This is a genomic window from Pseudoalteromonas sp. APAL1 (genome assembly GCF_021532475.1).
Lineage (GTDB): Bacteria > Pseudomonadota > Gammaproteobacteria > Enterobacterales > Alteromonadaceae > Pseudoalteromonas > Pseudoalteromonas lipolytica_C.
In genome coordinates, this window is record NZ_JAKGAW010000049.1 from 11699 (window position 1) to 33079 (window position 21381).

Sequence of the window (21381 nt, forward strand, 5' to 3'; positions counted from 1 at the left end):
CTATCATTACCTGAAAAAGGGAATGACAGTGAGGGATCAGGATGACTACACCACTACACACTTCGTTGAATCAATACTTTGGCTTTAATGAATTTCGCCAAGGTCAGCAACAAACCATTGAGCAGTTATTAAATCAGCAATCGTCGTTGGCAATTTTTCCAACTGGCTCGGGTAAATCTTTGTGCTATCAATTAAGTGCATTGCACTTACCTAACTTGACCTTAGTGGTATCGCCATTATTGGCACTGATGAAAGATCAAATTAGCTTTTTAAATAGCAAAGGTATTTACGCGGCAAGCCTTGATTCAAGCCAAACCAGTGAGCAAAGTCATACGGTAATGAGTGATGTGCGAACAGGGAAGGTGAAAATTTTAATGGTCTCAGTTGAGCGTTTTAAGAATGAGCGCTTTCGTGAATTTATTAAACAGGTGCCTATTTCGATGCTGGTGGTTGATGAAGCGCACTGTATATCTGAATGGGGTCACAACTTTAGGCCTGATTACCTAAAACTGCCGCGCTATCGTGAAGAGCTTAATATACCACTGGTATTGCTACTTACCGCCACTGCCACTAAAAAAGTAAAGCGCGATATGTGTGAGCGTTTTGCTATTGCCCCAGAATGTGTGGTGCAAACTGGCTTTTACCGAAGCAACCTCGACTTATCAGTGCTCAGTGTTGCAAGCCAAGAAAAATCTCAGCAATTAGCCAGTATTATAGCCAGCCAACAAGGAGCTGGGATTGTTTATGTCACCTTACAACATACCGCTGAGCAAGTGGCCGAAGGCTTGGCAAGAGCGGGCTTTAATGCGGTGGCTTATCATGCAGGCCTTGAGGATGATAAACGCTGGCAAATTCAAGATGATTTTATGGCGGGTAAAATCAATATCGTTGTGGCAACCATTGCTTTTGGGATGGGCGTTGATAAGTCTGATATTCGCTTTGTGATCCACTATGATTTGCCAAAATCGATTGAAAATTATAGTCAAGAGATTGGCCGCGCAGGGCGAGATGGTGCGCCGTCAAACTGTTTTACCCTAGCAAACCTTGATGGCTTAAATACCGTTGAAAACTTCGTTTATGCCGACACTCCCGAGCAAAGTGGGATTGACTATGTCATCAATAACATTCGTAACGAGCAAACGAACAACCAGTGGGAAATGCAAGAGTACAGCTTATCGAGCGAAAGTAATATTCGTGCTTTAGCGTTAAAAACCTTACTGGTGCAGTTAGAAATGCAAGGGGCTATTACACCTTTATATGCCTATTACGCCGATTTTAAATATAAGTTTTTAACGGATCAAAATGAGCTGCTTGGCCAGTTTGATGCTGACCGACAAGCGTTTTTACAGCAGGTATTTAAACATACAGAGTTTAAGAAAATTTGGGGCACACTTAATTTTGATGCACTAACCCGTGCCACTCAAGTAGATAGAAAACGCGTGGTTGCTGCGCTCGATTATTTGGCTGAAAAGGGCCACATAGCCCTTGAAACTAAACGTATCACGCAAGTGTATGAGGTGAATAACTCGGTAATAAACCACGCTGATTTAGCACAGCAACTGCACCAATACTTTATCGAAAAAGAGCAGGCCGAAATTAAACGTATCGCCACTTTAGTACGCTTTTTTGAGCTAGATAGCTGCTTAAGTTATAACTTAGCTCGCTATTTTGATGACCAGAATGCACCCCAGCAATGTGGCCATTGTTCAGTGTGTAGAGGCCAGCAGGTAAAACTTAGTTACTCATTAGTGCATCAAATGCCTGAGCAAAATGTGATTGCCAGCAAAGTTGCTGAGCTTAAACAGCACTTAGCCGCTAAAGGGATTAGTGATGTGAGCATCGATACTCAGTGCCGCTTTTTAGCGGGCATGAGCGTGCCTTTATTTACTCGTAATAAAGTCAGGCAACTATCAGGTTTTGGCCTTTGCGAACAGCAACGCTACAGTGACATTAAAGCCCTGCTACAGCAGTTGTAGCAGGGCTTTAGGTGTACATTTTTAACACTAAAAAGTGTCAAAGATGTGCACTTAGCCAATTTGAATACTGGTAGTCGGGTAGGTCAAAGGTTGGCTGTGCTGGCGAGCAAAACAATAAGCAAATGTTAATGGCCCAACCCGACCTATCAACATCAGCAATATGATGATGAGCTGACTAGGCGCACTTAAATCCCCAGTAATACCTCGCGAAAGACCTACGGTACTGAGTGCCGAAATTGCCTCAAAGGTAATATCAAGTAACGACCCTTGTTCAAGCTTGGTGATGATCATAATGCTGGTAAAAGCGATAAATAAGTACAGTATCATGACGCTTAATGCTTTTATCACTAACTTGTCGCTCATCTGACGGTTAAACACGGTGACCGTGGTTTGCTGTTTTAAATAGCTGCGCATCGCTAAAATTAGGATCACAAAGGTGCCGAGCTTTATGCCGCTCGCCGTACTGACTGAACCACCGCCAATCACCATCAGCAGCATAGTCAAAAGCGTTGAATCTTGACTCAAACCATCAATCGGTAGGGTATTAAATCCTGCGGTACGAGGTGTCACCGCTTGAAACCAAGCCGTTAATATTTGCTCAGACGTTGATAGCGGCGCTAATGTCGCCGGATTGGCGTGTTCAAAGAAAAAAATCAATATAAATGCGATGCAGTTGAGCACTAAGGTGGCAATTAACACCAAACGGGTATTGGTTGATAGTAACGACCAGCGCTTTTGTTTGTAGATATCAATCAGCACCGTAAACCCTAAGCCACCGATGATAAACAAAGTGGTGATCACCACGTTTACGGTTATATCGCCTTTGAATGCCGATAAGCTATCGCCACTTAACGCAAAGCCCGCATTATTGAACGCCGAAATCGTATAAAACAGACTGTGATAGGCGCTTTTTAGTGCGCCATAGTCATCGAACCAACTAATAAAGAGTAAGCAAAATGCCACCGACTCAATCACTAATGAATACACTAAAACATACTTAGCAACCTTGATCACCGAGGTTAAATCGTTAGTGTCAAAAGCGCGGCTGGCGAGTAAGCGTTGCTGTAAGCCTAGGGTTTTTCCTAAACTTAAAATTGAAATCACCGCCACGGTCATAAAGCCAATGCCACCTATTTGAATCAGCAACATGACCACGCTTTGACCAAATACAGTCAGATCAGTACCCGTGTCGATGACCACCAGCCCTGTTACTGTAACCGCAGAGGTTGCTGTAAATAATGCATCGAGCCAACTGATCGGTTGGGTGCTTGCCATTGGCAGCATAAGCAAGCCCGTGCCAAGCGTAATTAACACAATAAAGCCGATAGTGAGCACTAATGGTGGGTTTATTTTTTGCCGCTTACGGCACTTTACACCGCTAAATTGTTTAGGGTAAACGTTGGCTTGCCAGTTAATCATAATGCACGAAACCGTTTTGCTAATTTAGTTAAGTAAGTTTTAGAGCCCAGTAGCACCAAACTATCGCCGTGGCGCAGTTCGGTGTCGTTAGTCAGCTCAGTATTGAAGTAATCATCACGTCTTAGTGTGAGTGGTTTAATATCGCTATTACGCTCTTTGAGTAGCCAGCCAATTTTGCGACCTGAAAGCTGTAGATCAATGCCTAGTTCAACAATAAACGTGGATTGGTTAAGCGGGAAATATTGATTAACCATTGGGTAGTTAAGCGCTTGTGCAACCCTTACGCCCATTTCCTCTTCAGGGTGAATAATACGGTCAACGCCGAGTTTACTTAGTATCTGATGGTGGCTTTTGGTACAGGCCTTTACCCAAATTTGCTTTACACCTAAGTTTTTTAAATGCAATACACATAAAATACTGGCTTCAATATTCTCGCCAATGGCCACCAATACGGCTTGGCAACTGGGTAAATCTAGTCGTGCTAATTGTGTTTCATCACTGGCATCAACCACCACAGTAAAACTGAGTTGGTCGGCATAGTGATTAACGGTGCTTTCGCTAATATCGGCGGCACACACTGTATGACCTTGTTTTGAAAGTTCTAAACAGGCGGTTACGCCAAAACGTCCTAATCCGATTACTGCAAACTGAGCCATTGTCTTTCTCGCTATTGTGGGTACGCGCTAAATGCTAATAGCAAAAAAACAGAAGTCTTTAGAGAGGTTGAAAGCTTTATAAAGATTTTATGCTGAGATAAAAAAACTTTATAAAAACTTTATAGTGACAAAACTGAAAACCCTTTAATCTAATAGGGACAAAAAATAAGTGAAAAGATGATGCAGTCAGTATTCAAAATACAGTATTTAAAAGCCGCATTTTTAAGTGTGTTGATGCCACTTGTGGTGGTGCTCGCGATATTTCCGTTTCGAGAACTGTTTACAACCACCGATATTGTGATGCTACAGCTGCTGTGGGTGACCTGGGTTGCGGTGCGAAGTAATCGCCGTGTTGCAGCGCTGACAACCCTAGTGAGTGTAGCCTGCACCGACTGGTTTTATGTGGTGCCTTACTTTACTTTTCACATCGAAAATATTGAATATGTGGTCACCTTTTTGGTGATGTTGATTGTAGGTTTAGTGATAAGCCACCTTGCTGGGGAGCTCAATACCAAGGTTCGCGATGTGCAAGCCCATGCTAGTAATAGTCGCTTATTGTATGAATTAGCTAAAAAACTTAATGATCTCGATAGCCTTGAGGAACAAAAGCAGCTGTTTTTAACAACCATGGCCGCACATTTAAAGGTTGCATGTGATTGGCAGTTAACAGCGTCTAAGCAGTTTATTTATTTAAATGAGCAACAAGCTGAATTTGGCGGCATCGCGTTTGCTAAAGCGCTTAATGCCGAGCAACTTGCTTTGGCGAATACAGCGTGCTCTTTACTGTATCAGGTTCAAGAGAAAACCTTACTTCGCGAGCAATCAGCGGCGATAAAAGTACAGGCGGAGCTAGAGAGGTCAAAAAACACCTTATTACGGAGTTTATCCCATGATTTACGCACGCCATTAGCGACTATTATGGGCGCATCAAGCATGTTGGCTGATGATGATATTCAACTAAGCTCTGAGGTTATCAAAGAGCAAGCTGCTAATATTTATGAGCAAAGTAAAATTCTTAACCAGCACTTTGATAAAGTCATGGAGCTCAGTAAAGTGAATAAGTTAGCTGAGAATATTAAATGGCAAAAACTACCCATTTTGACCTTAATTAGCGAGGCTAAATCACGCCGTCAGCAGCAATTACAGAACTTTAAACTTCACGTTGAGGCTCACCAGCAAAGCATCTGTTTTGGCGATGAAACCTTACTCGAAATTGCCTTTGCCAATATGCTCGAGAACGCAGCCCGTTACGGAGATGGTTCGGCGAACATGCAATTTATTGAAACACGCAATGAATACCAAATTGTGTTAACTAACCCTTTTGCTAATAAGCATGAGACGAGTCAAGATGAAGGCGTTGGCCTTGGGAGTGTTATTTGCGATGTGGTTGCTAAATGTCATGAAGGGCGCTTTGAATTAACCCTCAATGAGCAGACAAAGCAGGCAACAGCTATATTAATTTGGAGTAACAGCCGTGGCTAATATTTTGGTTTTAGAGGACTCACCGCCTCTGCAAAGTTTTTTAAAAACACTGCTCAAAGCAAGTAACCATGAAGTCAGTGTGTGCGCGAAAGGGCTTGATGCGTTTGCACTTTTAAGCCAGCAGCAGTTTGATTTAGTGCTGCTTGATTTAGGTTTGCTCGATATGGATGGGCAAGATTGGCTGGTGGAGTTTAGGCAGTGGAGTTTGCTCCCTGTATTAGTACTTTCTGCGCGCGACGGCGAAACAGAAAAAGTCACCGCCCTTGATAACGGCGCTAACGATTATCTAACTAAACCATTCAGCGCAAACGAATTACTAGCACGTATTCGGGTGCTTCTGCGCACACAAACAACACCAAGCCTAACTTTGCAATGTGGCGATATTCACATCGACCCGCATAAACATGTGGTGCGTAAAGGTGCTGAAGAAGTCAAACTAACTAAAAAAGAGTACGCTATTTTGCTGTTGTTATTTCAGCAAAAAGACAAGGTATTAACGCATAACGCTATTTTATCTGAGGTGTGGGGAGAGCAGTATATTAATCGTCCTGAATACGTGCGTGTACATATTGGTCAGTTAAGACAAAAGCTTGAGCAAAATGCGGCAAGCCCTAAACATATCTTAACTGAGCCCGCTGTGGGTTATCGATTAGTTGATTGAGTTTAATAATAGTCACGACTTTTTTAATTTGCTGTTGAGCTTATAGGCTTTTTAAACTATTGTTTTAGTTTACGAAAATAATGAAAAGGTGCTTGATAATTGGCTACTGCTGATCAAGGTGGCAAACGGATATTTTCACTTTCAAATAAACAACTTGAAGAACTCATTGCTGCAATTGAGCAAGCAATTGAATGGCATCAATGTTGGTACAAACGCTTACTGCGTAGCCTTATTGCCAATGTACCAGCATGTGAAGAAGATCTTGACGATAATGCTCATGCATTATGCGAATTTGGCCTTTGGTTTAATAAACTCCCCTCTAGTTCTAAAAATTTACACCCGTATTTTGCTGAAATTGAAATTGCGCATCAAAAAATGCACCACGGGGCTAAAGTACTTTTATCTTTGAATGAAGCTAATTCAAAAATCCCGGTCAATCTTTTGGATCAATTTCATGAAGATTTAGATAGAGTCCGCTATTTATTTGAGGCAGTGAATGAAGACTTCTCTAAACTTTTGCATAATCGTGATCCCCTAACAGGTGCAAACAACCGCACTCATTTACTTAGCAATCTGCGAGAGGAGCATGAGCTTGCGAAAAGAAAGTCACTTAGCTGTGCGTTGATTATGATCGATCTCGATCATTTTAAACGTGTTAATGATCAATATGGTCATTCCGTAGGAGATAAAGTATTGGTTGCTCTTGTTAAGTGTATTAACTCTCACCTAAGAAAATATGATCATCTGTATCGCTATGGCGGCGAAGAGTTTTTAGTATGCTTACCACAAACAGACCTAAAAGGTGCTCAATCATTTGCTGAGCGCTTGAGGGTCGGTGTTGAAGAACTTGAAATAGATATAGGTAAAGATAAACAGATAAAAATTACCGGCTCTTTTGGGGTCTCTTCTATTCGCGCTGACGATGATATTGAAACAGCAATAGAGGCTGCGGATAAAGCTATGTATCAGGCAAAAGAATCGGGACGCAACCAAGTGTGTGTAACCTGATTGGTAGCTTTGCAGCTTTATTTTCTTGAAGAAGGAAAACAGTGACAGTTTATAAATTGTCACTGCATATTAGATCAGTCGTATTTTGCTTCTAACTCATTGGCTGTGTGATAGCTTTCGTGAGTTTTTAGCTGCTCAAAGTAGCGTTCGATTTCAGGGAAGTACGACAGCTTACCCGCCTGAGCAACTTGCTCTACAACAAAAGACATCATGAAATCAGCACCGGTCAATGTGTCATCGACTAAGTACTGCTTACCTTGTAATTGCTGATTAACATAGCTCAGTATTTTTGCAATTTCATTATCGGCATAGTCGGCAATAAAGTTAGTTTGACAGCCGTCTTTAGTAATAAAGAGTTTTAGTAAAAGAGGCACCATGGCAGAGCTTTCAGCAAAATGCAGCCATTGCTGATAGTCAACATAGCTGTCGCTTTGCTGGCTTGGCATAAACTTGCCTTTGCCGTACTTACTAATTAAGTAGTCAGTAATTGCGCCAGACTCGGTAATTACTTTACCGTTATCTTCAATAACGGGCGATTTACCCAGCGGATGAATTTGTTTTAGTTCATCAGGTGCTAAGAAGGTTTCTTTATTGCGTTGATAAGCAACAATGTCGTAATCGACACCAAGCTCTTCCAGTAACCAAATAATACGTTTAGAGCGTGATTTATTTAAATGGTGTAATTTAATCATTCGTTATCCTTAAAAATGGCGTAGCCAAGCTGACTACGCCTTGAAATTTAAATTGGCTGCTGAACTTGCACGACAGTTTTACCGAAGTTCTCACCATTTAACATCGCATTAAAGGCGTTCAGCGTATTTTCGAAATTAGCTTCAAGATGCTCTTTATATTTGATTTTTCCTTCGCTTAACCATGTTTGCATGTCTTTTGCGAATTCCTCATAACGATGGGCGTAGTCATCAAAAATAATAAACCCTTGCACTTTAATGCGTTTCTTTAAAATGTGACCCATAAGCATAGATAAGCGATCTGGACCTGGCGGCAGCTCGGTAGCGTTGTACTGTGATACTAAACCACATAACGGAATACGTGCTTTTGTATTCAACAGGGGTAACACGGCATCAAATACATGGCCACCGACATTTTCGTAATAAACATCAATACCATTATTACACGCTGCGCTTAACTGCTCTGCAAAATCATTTGCTTTGTGATCAATACAGGCATCAAAGCCTAGGTTTTCAACGGCATGTTGGCATTTTTCTTTACCGCCAGCTACGCCAACGACCTTACAGCCTTTTAATTTGGCTATTTGCCCTACAGTTGCACCGACAGGCCCTGTAGCTGCAGCAACCACGACTGTTTCGCCCTGCTTTGGCTCACCAATATCTAAAAGCCCCATGTAGGCGGTAAAACCAGGCATACCCATAATACCAAGTGCATACGAAGGATTTTCAGGGTTTTTCCCCAGTTTCATTAAGCCTTCAGTGTCGCTTATTGCGTATTCTTGCCAGCCCGTATAGGCCAACACCCATTCACCTTCTTGGTAGTCAGGGTGGTTTGATTGCTCAACTTGGCATACGGTTGCGCCTACCATTACATCACCAATCTTTACAGGATCAGCGTATGATTCAGCATCGCTCATTCGTCCTCGCATATAGGGGTCAAGTGATAGATAAATGGTTCTGAGTAATACCTCGCCATCTTTTGGCGCTGATACTGAGTTAGATTTTAAAACAACATTGTTTTCATTCGCTACGCCACTTGGGCGAGATTCAAGAATATATTGACGATTTTGAATATCAGACATACTAGGCTCCTTTTGCCAGCAGTAAATTAAGATACGCCTTTAACGTTTTGCGGGCATAACATTAAAAATCAACACTAAAATTGTAATTACTTGATAACGCATCCCCTTTTTTAGGATGAGTTTTTGCGCTAAATATGGGAACGGTGTATGCTGTTTTAAAATTAAGCTAACTTAAAAGGATAGTAATGAAGCGTATTTTGTTAGTGGGCTTGATGACTGTTAATGCTTATGCAAATAACGACGTGTTATCGGTTGATCCAGTGATGCTGCAAAGCGGTAATTTTGTATTTGAAAATGATGACAAACATTACCCAAAGCAAAGTCAATTTAGCATTGTCCATAGTGTATTAATGAGCAGTGAAAGTGGTCGTCGTTTAGCTGTTGTGACGATTGAAAACAAAGCATCAGGCTCGCGTATTTTACAGGCTGACCACATTATGGCACTGTTTGCTGATGGGCGTCGTGTACATCCGCAAAGCTTTGACGAAGGCATTAAGTTAGATGATGGTGAAAGGCGCTCTTTGACCTTATCTTTTGGTGAAAACGAATATCCCATATTAGCAGTGTATACCAGCTTAGATAATTAAAAGGATTACCATGAAATCAACGCGTCATTTTTTCGTTTTGAGCGCACTTATTTGCTCGCCTGCTGCGCTAGCGATAGATAGCCAAGACTTTGTTAAAGATAACGTTTTTACTCAAGGCGTTGAAGGGCCAACCATGTATAACGGTGCCTTGTACGCGGTGAACTATGCCCAGCAAGGAACCATTGGCCGCGTTGATAACATGGGCAAAACATCGTTATTTGTAAGGCTACCAAATGACAGCGTTGGTAATGGCTTACAGTTTGACTCGCAAGGTAATTTATTTATTGCCGATTACGTGAATCACAATATTTTAAAAGTACCTGCTGGCAGCAATAAAGCAGAAGTGTTCGCCCATAATAGCAACATGAATCAACCCAATGACATTGCTATCACCACAAGCGGTGCGTTGTTTGCAAGTGACCCTAATTGGACGAACGAAACGGGCCAACTTTGGCGTATTAATGCAGATGGGAGCACGCATTTACTCGAAAAAAACATGGGCACCACCAATGGTATTGCCGTTAATAACGACAACACTAAGCTCTATGTGAACGAGAGTGTGCAGCGAGTAGTTTGGCAATATGACCTAGATGAGAACTTAAACATTAGCAATAAAAAAGTTTTGATTAAGTTTGCTGAGCATGGCTTAGACGGCATGCGCGTTAATAATCAAGGACATGTGTTTATCACTCGTTACGGTGCTGGAAAGGTGCTTGAAGTATCGCCTACCGGCAAGCTATTAAATAGCTACCAATTAAAAGGCCAGCATCCAACTAATTTGACCTTTAACGATACGCAAAGCAAAGTGTATGTCACCATGCAAAAGCGCGGTGCAATAGAAGTGATTGAACTTTAGCCTTGCTTTGCTCGCGTTATAGCGGCGATGATTGCCGCTTTCGCTTGCGGGCTATTTTGCCAACAACTTGAATGCAGCATTGACGCTACACGTTCAGCAATTGTGTTGGCATCAAACCCGGCTAACTCCTCAAACGATTCAATACCGATTTCTTCAAACCGTTTTATCACCGTAGGCCCCACACCTTTGAGCGCTAAAAGCGCGCTGCGTTCTTGCTGGTTAAATGGCATTTTTTCGCTCCTTGTTGATTGAGTCTATAAAATGATGAGGGTTATCTAGTCCTAGAAAAACAATGTTGATATCACCAATAGGCTCAATGAGCGTGATTTTAATATTTGGGCAACCTGAATAATTATAGCGCTTGATTGTTCGAGCCCGTGAAATGAAATCGGCATTTAAATCAATGGTTTTGATATTTTCTAAAGCAATATTGTAAGCAGGATATAGCCCATAGCGAATAACGAGTTGCGACTTACTGATAGAAACAGGACGCTTTGCAACCGCTCGATACTCTGCAGTAAAGAATAAAAGGCTAAAAATAGTTAAACCAGTGATAATGTTTGCTGCTGATGATGACCATACAAAGTGTAAAAATAAATGCATCAGTGGCAGTTCTAACAAGATAATAAAAATAAAGCCAAGTAAGTTAGCTTGTGATCCATCTTTTTTATGGTAACTAAAATGTTGTTCACCAGTGAAATAGCTTGGTTTAATGTGTTTAGCGTAAAATAAGAAAGCCCACATCCGTGTTTCGAAACATAAAAAGTTTGCAATTACGCTTTGTTTGAAAAGCTTGTTAATTGGCCTTTCTATAGCTATATCAGGATCTGTCTGCTGGCTTAAAGCGGATTTTATTGCCAGGTACACAGTAATGAGAGCACTTAGCTCTAAAATTACAATCAAAGCTAAAAGCCCGTAACGACCTTGCTCTAAGTAATTCATTAAAAATTTGTTTTGTTCGGGAATAATGTAACTCCCCACTAAAATCGCGAGTGAGCACAGCATCAATGCTTTAAAAGCCGCTTCTTTCTTATTTTTAATTAATATTAAGCAAAGTACAGGTAATACTATCAGTGCATCAAGTAGGTATAACCATTCAAAGTTTGCTTTACCAAAGTCATTTAATGGGTGGCTACCTTGGTAATACATACCCCAAAAAAGACTAATACTAATCAGGAAAATAAATGGGATTTTTGACTTTATTGATTTGAGCATTACATCTTCCTTGTTGCTTTTTGTTGCTCATATCATAACCAACAATCTAAACGCTGTCCCTTTTTTATTGTTGATATAATGACTGCCTGTTTAAAATAAAAAAGCGCACCGGGCAGGGTGCGCTTGAGGGGATCAATCCTGTGTAGCTAAAACAGTAGGATTAATTAAAAGCTTGGAGCATATCTTAGTGAAACACCGACCGAGCGGCCAATCACACTATAATCACTCACAGTGTTAAAGTGGTTTGCGCCTATTTCAGGTGTTGGTGGTTCACGGTCTAATAAGTTATCGACACCAAAGTTAACAGCAAGTTCCTCATTAACTTGCCATGCAGCGGCAAAGTCTAAGTAATTTTGTGCTGAAATTGTTTCTGAACGGTCAACAGCATACTCTACTTCACCAATTCTGCGCCAGCCAAGTTGGAAGTTCATGTTATCTAACTGCCAATCGATGCTTGCTCGGTGTTTGTAGTCAGCTTGTAAAACACTGGCAAAGTCACCCGAACAGGCGCTGCCGTAAGTTCCTTTACAGTCAACTTCAGGCACTGTGCTGTTGTTTTGGCGCGTTTGTTTAGTAACAAAGTTACCTTGGTACGAGAATCTAAAACGACCACCCATTTGCTCTGGTGCATCAATGACATAATTTGCTGCAACGTCGATACCTTCTTGCTCAATTGCAGCTAAGTTAAAGTCATTAACGATAGCTGTGCTAATGAAACCGGTGTTTGGATCACGAAGTACCGCTCCACACAATGGGTTGTTCGGATTCGGGTCGTCAACATAACAGCTTTGTAGCGCAGCACCTGGCTGAATTTGGCTTACCGCATCTGTTACGCGAATACTGTAGTAATCGAGTGATAAGTCAAAGCCTTCTAAATAGCTAGGTGTGTAAACAATGCCTAATGTATCTGACTCGGCTTGCTCAGGCTTAATATTTGGGTTACCACCATAGGTATATTTTGCTGTACTTGAGTCGAACTCAGTGCCAACTGGCGGCGCACCAAACGCAGCACATTGGGTCGCATCACCGGTACCAAGTAAACATGGATCGCCGTTATAACGTCCTGCAAGTCGTGGTACAAATTGATCGCTGTTTTGGTCAAATAATGATAACGATAGCGCTGTGATTGGGCTGGCAAACTCACCTAAGTTAGGTGCTCTAAACGCGGTTAAGCGGTTTGCACGAATACGAATATCGCTGTTAATTGCCCAGTTGATACCTAGTTTGTAGGTGTCTTCTGCTTCGGTATTTGAGTAATCAGAAATACGGTAGGCACCTTCAAAGCTAAGCTCTTCAGCAAATGGTTTATCAACCAAGATAGGCACTAAAATTTCAGCATAGAATTCTTCTGAGCTAAAGCTTGCATCCATATCAAATGCGCTAATAGATGCGAAGCTGGTACCGTTTCTAAATGCATCGCCCGGTGTTTGTTTACCGGTTTCTTTACGGTATTCATAACCGATTGCAAAATCAATAGCACCTGCTGGTAACTCAAATAAGAACCCAGAATCACCCGATAACGTTGCTGAGATTACGCTTTGTGTACGGTCGCGAGTGGTATATAGCAGTGGGTCGCTAAAGTCACTGAAATCATGGTTTGGATCAAAAATATCTACCGAGTTTGCAAGGGCAGCAAAGCGACTATTACCATTGTTATCATTGCGATACGCATTATTATAAATGGTGGCTACTTCGTCGGTTTTACCGTACTGACCATATACGTCGTAGTATAGGTAGTCTGTAATATCACCTTTTAAACCTAGTTGAAATTGCATTGAATCACGTACCGCTTCGGTGTGTTGCACACCTAAACCTAGGTTACGTTCAACATTAACAAGGGCATTGCCTTCACTGTCAAACGTCAGTTGGTTGCGTAGTTCATCAGGAATATATGCATTGTCTTGCGTTAAGGTTACTTGCTCGTTAACAAAAATCGGGGTTTGACCACTGGCACCAGCACCATTTACGGTCACTTTAGAATACATTGCGCGGCCATAAGCAATGGCACTGTCGCTGACATCAACGTCGAATAATAAGCCCGCAGAAAAACGGTCCATTGGTTGAGTTAAATAACGATCAGGAGTGAAATCAGCTGTTTGACGCTCACTTGTTACAGCACCAGAATCAGCAATACCGATACTATTGCCAGATGCAACGTCAGTATAATAACCACCGCTGTTGATCATGGTTGTTGAGTTTTCAAGCGCGTAGTCACGCTCGCCGGCTAATAGCTCTTTACGCTCAGTATAACCAATATAGCCTGTTACATGGCCGCTGCCATCGGCGATATCGCCACCAAAAATAGCTTCAAAGTTAAGCTTTTCGTTACCGCCGTCGGCACTTTCGTAACTGGTTGAGAATTCAGCGCCAGTAAAATCATCGTCTAAAACAAAGTTAACAACACCAGCTACGGCATCGGCACCGTAAACCGCTGCTGCACCACCAGTTAATACATCAACGCGTTTAATTAATCCGGCAGGAATGGTATTTACGTCAACCGAGTTACGAAAACTAAATGGTACGGCGCGAGTACCGTCAATCAGCACCAATGTGCGGTTTTGGCCAAGGCCACGTAAATCAATGGTTGATGAGCCGAAAGAGTCACCCACTGTTGCACCTGTGCTGTTAGCACCTGCTGCAGCCTGTGGTAGTTTTGCGGTAATATCTTCAACGTTCACTGCGCGATCTAAGTGAATTTGTGCTTCATCAACACTTACGACAGGGCTGCTTGAAACCAGCTCAGTTCGTTGGATGCGTGAACCTGTAACAGTGATCACCTCAGGCTTTTTAACTTGTTCGGCGTCTTCTGCGTGGGCATAACTTATTACTGAACTTACAGCTAGAGCTAAAGGCGAGAGCAGCAATAGTGAGCGATGTCCGGTTGTTGTCTTTGCTTTCATGATGATTCCCTTGCGTTTTATCATTTAAATCAACGCAGGTTGGTTTACTACCTAGACCATTTAGTTAATTTAAAGAGTCATACTTTTTGTTATGATACGTCGTGTTCTCCTTTTGGGGAGAGCACTGGTACAGTTTTAAAGCAATTTAAAAATCTTTGCAATAATTATTCTTTAAATCTATTATTTTAAAATATAAACTATTCCAAGTCGTCAACCCGCTTATTTACATCTAATAAGCTGATTTTAAGTGATTTATTTATGCATCAACATATTGAGAAACTGTATTTAAGCGCAAAAAAAGAAAAAAAATTAATTATTGGTCTGATGAGTGGTACCTCGTTAGATGGTCTTGATATCGCACTGTGTGAAGTATCAGGGCAGGGTATGAACACCCATGTAGAAGTATTAAAGTTTACCACCGTCGATTATGACGATGATTATAAAACGCGTGTAAAACGAGTATTTGCCAAACGCGATTGCGACCTTGAAGAAGTCACTTTACTCAATCCATGGATTGGCCAGTTACATGGTGAAATGGTCGCAAAAACGTTAGCCTCTTGGGGGGTCGAAAATGAGCAGATAGATGTGATTGCCAGTCATGGTCAAACAATTTATCACTGCCCTAAAAACCAACATAAGCGCCCAGAATATGGCAATGCAACGCTACAAATTGGCGATAGCGATCACCTTGCAGTGACTGCTGGCATTACCACCATAGGTGATTTTAGACAAAAACACATAGCCGCGGGTGGTGAAGGTGCGCCGCTTGCTGTATATGGTGATTATTTATACTTCACAAGTACCAGTGAAAACCGCATATTGTTAAACATGGGTGGCATTGCAAACTTAACCTACTTGCCAAAATCGGCTGATCCACGAGCGGTTTTTAGCTCTGATATTGGCCCAGGCAATACCATTATGGATGCCTATGTACAGCGTTACTTTGCACCCCTTTATTATGATAAAGATGCCGCTATTGCAACAAAAGGCGCGGTAAATGAAGCTTTACTCACTGCGCTGTGTGATGATGCATTTTTTGGTTTAGGGTTTCCAAAAACCACCGGGCCAGAAGTGTTCAATCTAGACTATTTAGCAGCGGCACAAGCACGTTCAAATACGCAAGCGTTATCGCACTTTGATGTTATGGCAACTTTAGTGCAGTTTTCAGGAGTCATGATTGCCAAGGCAATTAACCAATGCAGTGAAGGCTTAACTGATGTGGCTGTATACGCCAGTGGTGGTGGGGTTCATAATCCATTATTAATGGAGATTATTTTGGCTCATTGCCCAGAGCTTACTGTAATAAATAACACTGATTCGTTAGGTATAAATCCAGATGCAAAAGAGGCTGTGTTATTTGCTATTTTAGCGAACGAATGTTTGTCGGGTGGGCAACAACGCTTTGGTAATACCGAGCAAGGGATCCCCGATATTACCATGGGTAAAATTAGCTTTCCTGACTAGGCCCTAAAAAAAAGCTAAAAAGGTTGCGCCGATATTGCTGATGTAACGGCGTAGACCTTGGTTTTTAGCTTGCTCGCTAGTTAAAAGCTCTGCTGATGTGCTTGCAGCAATGCTAACATCGAATTGGGCGCTGTCTTTAAGTGTTGCATGCATGCCATGCAGCATTAATTGCAGCACAAATTCGCCACTGTGCGTGACATTTTCTAAAGTAAGGCTGATCACGTGCTGTTCTAAATCGTGTTGTGTTAACGTGTACGCAGTAAAATAGGCAGACTCGCGGGCATCAGGGCGTGTTGCACTAATAGAGATCACATCACCTTCGTGAGCATCGTCAGGTAGCACACAACAAAATACAACACGCTTTTGCTCATTGGCAGCAAAATGCAATTGTTCATATTCCATAGTGTGCGCAAGCGCTGCACATAAAGGGTCTTCATTAGAGGGGAGTGCAAACGAAAGTTGCACCAAGGCACTGTCCATTACTTGTTCATTACATTAGGTGATTAAATTAGCGCCAATTATGAATTAATTAAATTACAGATTTATGACTATTGTCATATTGCGTATTATTTATCGTAAAATCAGAACAAAGTTGAATGTTTAATTTGTTTGTTAAAACCTAAGTCTATTTATTTGATTGTTGTTGAACTCCTAAAAAAGTTAAGAGTAAACAGTATTTCGCCCCCCTTCTTTTGCCTTATAAAGGTGTAAATCGACCCTTTTCGCGGCCTGCTCCGTTGTTTCGTTAGGTGCAATTTCAATGACACCCAGACTAACAGTAGCGCTTATTGATAATGAGGTATGCTCCTTTTCGGCAACAGAAAGCCTAATACGCTCAGCAATCTCCTGTGCATTTTCTAAAGATTGATTCTCAAGCACAATTAAAAACTCTTCGCCACCAACACGACCTACCCGGTCAGAGCAACGGACTGTGTGCACAATCGTATTGACTATGGATATGATTAATTCATCACCTATATCGTGACCGTATTGATCATTGACCGCTTTGAAATAATCAATATCGATAGAAATCAAAGAGCTGACTTGTTTATTGAGTTTGTTTTGCTGCATGACACTTCGTTTTAAATTTAGAATAGCTCTTCGATTTGGTATGCCGGTAAGCTCATCTTTTAAAGCGAGTATTTCAAAATACTTTTTCTGGCGAACTTGTTTGAAGGTATAAATGGCGAATAGCAATAAACATACGCAAGTTATCATCACCGTTAAGCCTTGCCAAAAAGACTTATCTTCGGCTACTGCTAAAAGCTTTTGTTGTAGCTTTGACTCATGTTCTAAACGAGTAATTTCGCGGTTTTGTTGCTCATAGTTAAAGTTTAATCTGGCAGAAATAAGCATGTTATTTGCTAAAGCCTGCTGTTTTTTATTCATTAAATCGATTAATTGCCGCTGAGATGTTATTTGTGAGAAAGTATCTCCTGTTGCAGCAGCAAGCTGTGAGGTTAAATTTAAATAGCGCTCCTGTAAGCTCTCGGGCCATGATTGTTGTTGCCCGGCTATTTTCTCATGAGATGTAACGGCTGCTTGCAACTGAGCTGTAGCCAAGTACCATTCTGATTTAGTGAAGTTGTAAAGAGTCAAAATCCAACTGTCATCAACAGAAAGTGTTTTTAGCTCAATTAGATATGGCTCTGCCTGAGATAACCTATTTAAATTTATATTGAGTTCTGTCAGCTTTATTAATATGTAAGCATAGCCATTATCACTTTCGAAACGACGAACATCTTTTTTAATCGACTCGTATAATTCAACCGCCTTTATTAAGTCGCCTTTTTCTTCATAAGCATACGCGAGTAAATCGAGTACCTTGTATTGCTCTTGCTCATTAAATTTCGATAGCGCTAACTTAGCACGCTGCAATTGTTCAATTGCAAGTTCATAGTTGTACAACGCTATGTGAATATCGGCGATTTCTTTTAATGCGAGTGCTTTTTCGTAGTCGTTACCTGCTTTTTCAAATAACTGATAAGCTGTTTTTGCAGAGTCGAATGCCTCTTGATAGTTGCCTTTAGCTAACTGAATTCGGTTAAGTACAATGTGAGCAGTAGCGATGGTTGATAATTGCTTAGGGGAGGTTGTTTTTTCTACTGATGTAGTGTTGATTATAGGCTTTAAGTGCCCAAGAGCTGTTTCATAATCACCTTGTGTATACTTTTGGTTTGCTTCACAGACAGCAAGCTCATGTTTTAAGGTAATATTATTTGCTTTTTGGATGATTGGCTTGGCTGTTTCTAGAAAATGTTTATATTCACTAAGCCCGCTAGGAGTAGATGTATTAGAAAACCAACATTTAAATGCCATTACATGCGCATTATCTTGCACATCTGCATAAGGCATTTGCTGCTCTAATCTAGCTAAAATTTCGACAGATTCAGAATATGTTGTATAACCGTGAAGAACACGGTTGATTTCACTCTGAACATCATTTGCAGCCACATTGGTTGCAAATAGCAATATGCACAATATCCTTATCATCTGATCATTACTCCATACAGCTACTCTGATACCAATCAATGATATTTTTTTATAATTGCAGCTAGCTTAGCATAATGAAATTGTTGCTTATAAGATTTTATGTTGAAAAAATATAAATAATTTAATGCTTTAATCTGTTTTGATTTTCTTTCAAGCTTGAAAGTGGCTCAACTGCAAATTATGTAATTTTTTACCCAAATGGTATGGTTTTCAAAATAGTTTTAATCAAAAGGATTTATTTTTTCATGTTAAACAAAATATTACTTTGTAGTGCTTTTTTATTTTCTGTTACAGCACTGGCTGAAAGACCAGACTATTTTAATGATGAAATAGATAAAGAGTATCGCGCGGTATTAAAGCACATGGATGAAATGATGCCGCAAACCGATTTAGAGCTTGCCTACTTACCCTCTTTTTATCCGTTTAGCATCTTTGATATTCATGCCACTAAATTTAAAAATGACAAAGATAAGCAAGCGTTCACTAACTTTAACTTAGGAGTGCTTGGTAGCCAGTTTTTAAATGTTAAAGAGCAAGTTGGAACAAAACTTCCAAATTTAGTTATTTGTAAAAAAGAAAAGTGTACTGAACAAAGACTTAAGTTAATTCGGTCATTTTTAGATGTATCGGAGGCAGAGATTTTGGTATTTAAAAATAGCCAAACTTTAAAACTTGTCCAGCAATCTGCGCCGCACGTGTACCGTGTTAACAATACTTTTTATTCTCCCACCCAATTAATAAGCTATACACCATCAAGATATGCTGGGTTTGTACCCTCAGCCGATTATAAAATTCTAAGCCCTGATGCAGAGCCAAACTTGATGGAGCTATCAGCTGATACACAAGAACTCAGAGATTTAATGGTTGAGTATAAGGTTGCAGCTATTACAAAAGATGAGTATGACAGCGTCAATGTGATCTTTGGTGGCCTTAGCGATAATCATTGGGGAGTAGTCCTTTTAGACAAATACACTATACCTAAAAGCGGTGATAGAAATGCTTTTGGCCTAGAGTACGACATAATAAAACCACTCTCTAAAACAAGCTTTTATTACCAAACAAATTAAAATTACTTTACCAATAAGCTGATGAATTAATTGGAATACACAATGAGGATGTTTGAAAATAGCCAATTAAAGCATTCTCATTTTGTGTTTAAAAGTTTCACTTAGCAGTCTTTAGCAGGAAGAACCAGCAAACTTAAAATACAGCAACGAGTAATTGCGTTTGTTCAAGGCAATATAAAGGTTATTTCAAAAGTTAGTCATCTGATAAAGGTAAAGCATTTTTATCAGCGTAGTGATGGCAAAGCATCTATATTTTGGACACATCAAACCGGCAATGTTTGGCTAGATTAATGAAGAGCTTGCCATTTAATTGCGTGTATACAATAAAATGATCCACGTCACTGCTACAGCAAGAAATGGCAGTAACTTGATTAGTAACAGCCTGATAAAACTTTTTTTATCAGGCTATCACTCAGGTATCAACAAATATGGTACTCACCCTGCGGTTTGCTGCTTGATACAAAATACTCAAGTTCTGATTTTAGTACTTCAATAATATCTGATGTAAAAGGGGTTCTTATTTCACCTGAATCTAGGTATCTGAGTAAATCGATTTCGTATCTAAGTGCAGACTCAATTGAGTAACTAATTGGGTAAGTTATTTTAAACTGTTTCTGGGAGCATAACTTATCGCTGCTGTTTATGTTCACATAGAAAGTTAGTTGTTCATCTTCTTCATGAAGATCACTGCAGCTACCTTGCTCACGTATGCAATTTAAAACAATATTTTTAATGAAAATATCAAATTCGTTCATTGTTGTTCCTTTAACTAAATCCCACTCCATGGTCCAAATGAATTTAGCAAAAAGATGCTAGGTTATCCAGTCAGACTTACTTCTTTATTGTTATTTTATTGAGGGTTTAGAAAATAAGTATTGCTAAATAATGGCTTAAGTTTTTAGTAGTGGGTTATTTGCTTAAAGAATTTCTTTTTTAAAAGTTAGATTGATAGTTGGGCGTTAGAACAGGTTTGTTTATTTTGCAGATGATTAACAAGTATTGAGTAGTTACTTTAATCGAGTTGCTGTAAATGAGGTGCGAAGGCTAGATGTAAACTATTAAGTGGCTATTTTAATAACCACTTAATAGAAAAATAATCGCTAAAAGGTCCAGTTTATGCCTAAGTAGTAGCGACGGCCATTAGTCCACTCATTAACAAATATCTTATCTAAATGATTTTGGTAATAAGGTTTTAACTCTTCAACAGGAATACCACTTGCTTGCGATAAAATGGCAAAGGCCTCTTCTCCTGAGACAGAAGACTCAACAATATTGTTGCCATTTTCATCTTTAGCGACAACGCGATTGCCTGTTGCGACACCATCTTCGCCAATTTCGTCGATCCATTTCATTTTATTAATAACTGGGTCATTAACAATTTGTGATGTTTTTATGTATTGCACAACATTTTCATTGGTTAAGTTTGTTACTGCAAAGCTTGCTACTAAATTGTCTAGGATTTGATAGGTCGCTTTGAAGTCGAGTTGTTGGCGCGCATCAGTGTAACGAATACCGTCTGTAAAGCTGGCATTAGCGAATTCACTTCGATAGTTATATGACAACCGTGCCGAAAAAGTGTCATTTTCAAAATAAATAGATGCATTGAGGGTGTCTTGTGACTGTCCAAACATAGGTTCTGTTTGACTAACTGTTTGAGTATTAAACCCAGTAACTTCAAAGTACTCACGTTGAGACGGATCACTCAAATGAGTTTCTGTATCAGTCATATCAGCTATTTCATATGAAAAGGTTGAGGTGTTGAACTTTTGATCCGGCACATATGTATAAGTGTAATTAATTAAGCCACCAAAACCATTACCGAAACC

Annotated in this window: 18 protein-coding genes and 1 pseudogene; 8 read left to right on the forward strand and 11 right to left on the reverse strand. The window is 40.3% G+C overall.

The window, feature by feature from the left end; translation table 11 throughout:
- Positions 1–41 precede the first annotated feature (41 nt).
- The gene (locus L1264_RS18005; protein WP_199527469.1) at positions 42–1976 is read left to right on the forward strand and encodes a RecQ family ATP-dependent DNA helicase; all 1935 of its coding nucleotides are present in this window, start codon (positions 42–44) and stop codon (positions 1974–1976) included.
- Between the two features lie 51 nt (positions 1977–2027).
- Here L1264_RS18005 and L1264_RS18010 read toward each other — a convergent pair whose 3' ends face one another.
- Together L1264_RS18010 and L1264_RS18015 are read right to left on the reverse strand one after the other, a co-directional pair.
- On the reverse strand, positions 2028–3395 hold the full coding sequence (locus L1264_RS18010; RefSeq protein ID WP_199527470.1) for a TrkH family potassium uptake protein: 1368 nt from the start codon (positions 3393–3395) through the stop codon (positions 2028–2030).
- On the reverse strand, positions 3392–4051 hold the full coding sequence (locus L1264_RS18015) for a potassium channel family protein (protein WP_054553462.1): 660 nt from the start codon (positions 4049–4051) through the stop codon (positions 3392–3394). Before L1264_RS18015 ends, L1264_RS18010 begins: the two co-directional genes overlap by 4 nt.
- A gap of 177 nt (positions 4052–4228) precedes the next feature.
- Here L1264_RS18015 and L1264_RS18020 point away from each other — a divergent pair, with 177 nt between their 5' ends.
- From L1264_RS18020 to L1264_RS18030, 3 genes are all read left to right on the forward strand, one after another.
- Positions 4229–5533, forward strand: coding sequence for a DUF4118 domain-containing protein (locus L1264_RS18020; RefSeq protein WP_235404338.1), 1305 nt, complete (start codon positions 4229–4231; stop codon positions 5531–5533).
- Positions 5526–6194: a response regulator gene (locus L1264_RS18025; protein ID WP_135926753.1), complete on the forward strand. Its 669-nt coding sequence runs from the start codon at positions 5526–5528 to the stop codon at positions 6192–6194. The genes L1264_RS18020 and L1264_RS18025 overlap by 8 nt, the downstream gene beginning before the upstream one ends.
- Positions 6195–6293: 99 nt before the next feature.
- The gene (locus tag L1264_RS18030) at positions 6294–7202 is read left to right on the forward strand and encodes a diguanylate cyclase (protein WP_199527471.1); all 909 of its coding nucleotides are present in this window, start codon (positions 6294–6296) and stop codon (positions 7200–7202) included.
- A gap of 74 nt (positions 7203–7276) precedes the next feature.
- On the opposite strand, the gene L1264_RS18035 is transcribed toward L1264_RS18030, so the two are convergent.
- Both L1264_RS18035 and L1264_RS18040 read right to left on the reverse strand, forming a co-directional pair.
- Positions 7277–7894, reverse strand: a complete 618-nt coding sequence (locus L1264_RS18035) for a glutathione S-transferase family protein (RefSeq protein WP_063527596.1) — start codon at positions 7892–7894, stop codon at positions 7277–7279.
- Between the two features lie 47 nt (positions 7895–7941).
- Positions 7942–8973: an NADP-dependent oxidoreductase gene (locus L1264_RS18040; protein WP_235404340.1), complete on the reverse strand. Its 1032-nt coding sequence runs from the start codon at positions 8971–8973 to the stop codon at positions 7942–7944.
- A gap of 185 nt (positions 8974–9158) precedes the next feature.
- Between L1264_RS18040 and L1264_RS18045 the strand changes: the two genes are divergently transcribed.
- Positions 9159–9560, forward strand: a complete 402-nt coding sequence (locus tag L1264_RS18045) for a hypothetical protein (RefSeq protein WP_199527472.1) — start codon at positions 9159–9161, stop codon at positions 9558–9560.
- Between the two features lie 10 nt (positions 9561–9570).
- The gene (locus L1264_RS18050) at positions 9571–10416 is read left to right on the forward strand and encodes an SMP-30/gluconolactonase/LRE family protein (RefSeq protein ID WP_135926756.1); all 846 of its coding nucleotides are present in this window, start codon (positions 9571–9573) and stop codon (positions 10414–10416) included.
- Here L1264_RS18050 and L1264_RS18055 read toward each other — a convergent pair.
- From L1264_RS18055 to L1264_RS18065, 3 genes are all read right to left on the reverse strand, one after another.
- On the reverse strand, positions 10413–10646 hold the full coding sequence (locus tag L1264_RS18055) for a helix-hairpin-helix domain-containing protein (protein WP_199527473.1): 234 nt from the start codon (positions 10644–10646) through the stop codon (positions 10413–10415). The two genes, L1264_RS18050 and L1264_RS18055, sit on opposite strands and share 4 nt — an antisense overlap.
- Positions 10636–11631, reverse strand: a complete 996-nt coding sequence (locus tag L1264_RS18060; RefSeq protein ID WP_199527474.1) for a hypothetical protein — start codon at positions 11629–11631, stop codon at positions 10636–10638. Before L1264_RS18060 ends, L1264_RS18055 begins: the two co-directional genes overlap by 11 nt.
- 164 nt (positions 11632–11795) lie before the next feature.
- Complete coding sequence (locus L1264_RS18065) at positions 11796–14531, reverse strand: TonB-dependent receptor domain-containing protein (protein ID WP_199527475.1); 2736 nt, start codon at positions 14529–14531, stop codon at positions 11796–11798.
- A gap of 258 nt (positions 14532–14789) precedes the next feature.
- On the opposite strand from L1264_RS18065, the gene L1264_RS18070 reads away from it, so the two are divergent.
- Positions 14790–15995, forward strand: a complete 1206-nt coding sequence (locus L1264_RS18070) for an anhydro-N-acetylmuramic acid kinase (protein ID WP_235404342.1) — start codon at positions 14790–14792, stop codon at positions 15993–15995.
- Positions 15996–15998: 3 nt separating this feature from the next.
- Here the strand turns inward: L1264_RS18070 and L1264_RS18075 are convergent, their stop codons facing one another.
- Entirely contained in the window at positions 15999–16475 is a 477-nt protein-coding gene (locus tag L1264_RS18075; protein ID WP_135926760.1) for a hypothetical protein, read from the reverse strand.
- A 180-nt stretch (positions 16476–16655) separates the two neighbouring features.
- Positions 16656–18467 (reverse strand): GGDEF domain-containing protein, encoded by a 1812-nt coding sequence (locus tag L1264_RS18080; protein WP_235404344.1) that lies wholly within the window; start codon positions 18465–18467, stop codon positions 16656–16658.
- A gap of 224 nt (positions 18468–18691) precedes the next feature.
- Between L1264_RS18080 and L1264_RS18085 the strand changes: the two genes are divergently transcribed.
- Positions 18692–19555 carry a hypothetical protein gene (locus L1264_RS18085; protein WP_235404346.1) on the forward strand — a complete coding sequence of 288 codons (864 nt, stop codon included), beginning with the start codon at positions 18692–18694 and terminating at the stop codon, positions 19553–19555.
- Between the two features lie 419 nt (positions 19556–19974).
- Here L1264_RS18085 and L1264_RS18090 read toward each other — a convergent pair whose 3' ends face one another.
- Together L1264_RS18090 and L1264_RS18095 are read right to left on the reverse strand one after the other, a co-directional pair.
- Positions 19975–20310 (reverse strand): hypothetical protein, encoded by a 336-nt coding sequence (locus L1264_RS18090; protein WP_138558180.1) that lies wholly within the window; start codon positions 20308–20310, stop codon positions 19975–19977.
- 345 nt (positions 20311–20655) lie between these two features.
- Positions 20656–21381 (reverse strand): annotated as a pseudogene (locus L1264_RS18095) (TonB-dependent receptor); the annotation flags it as partial.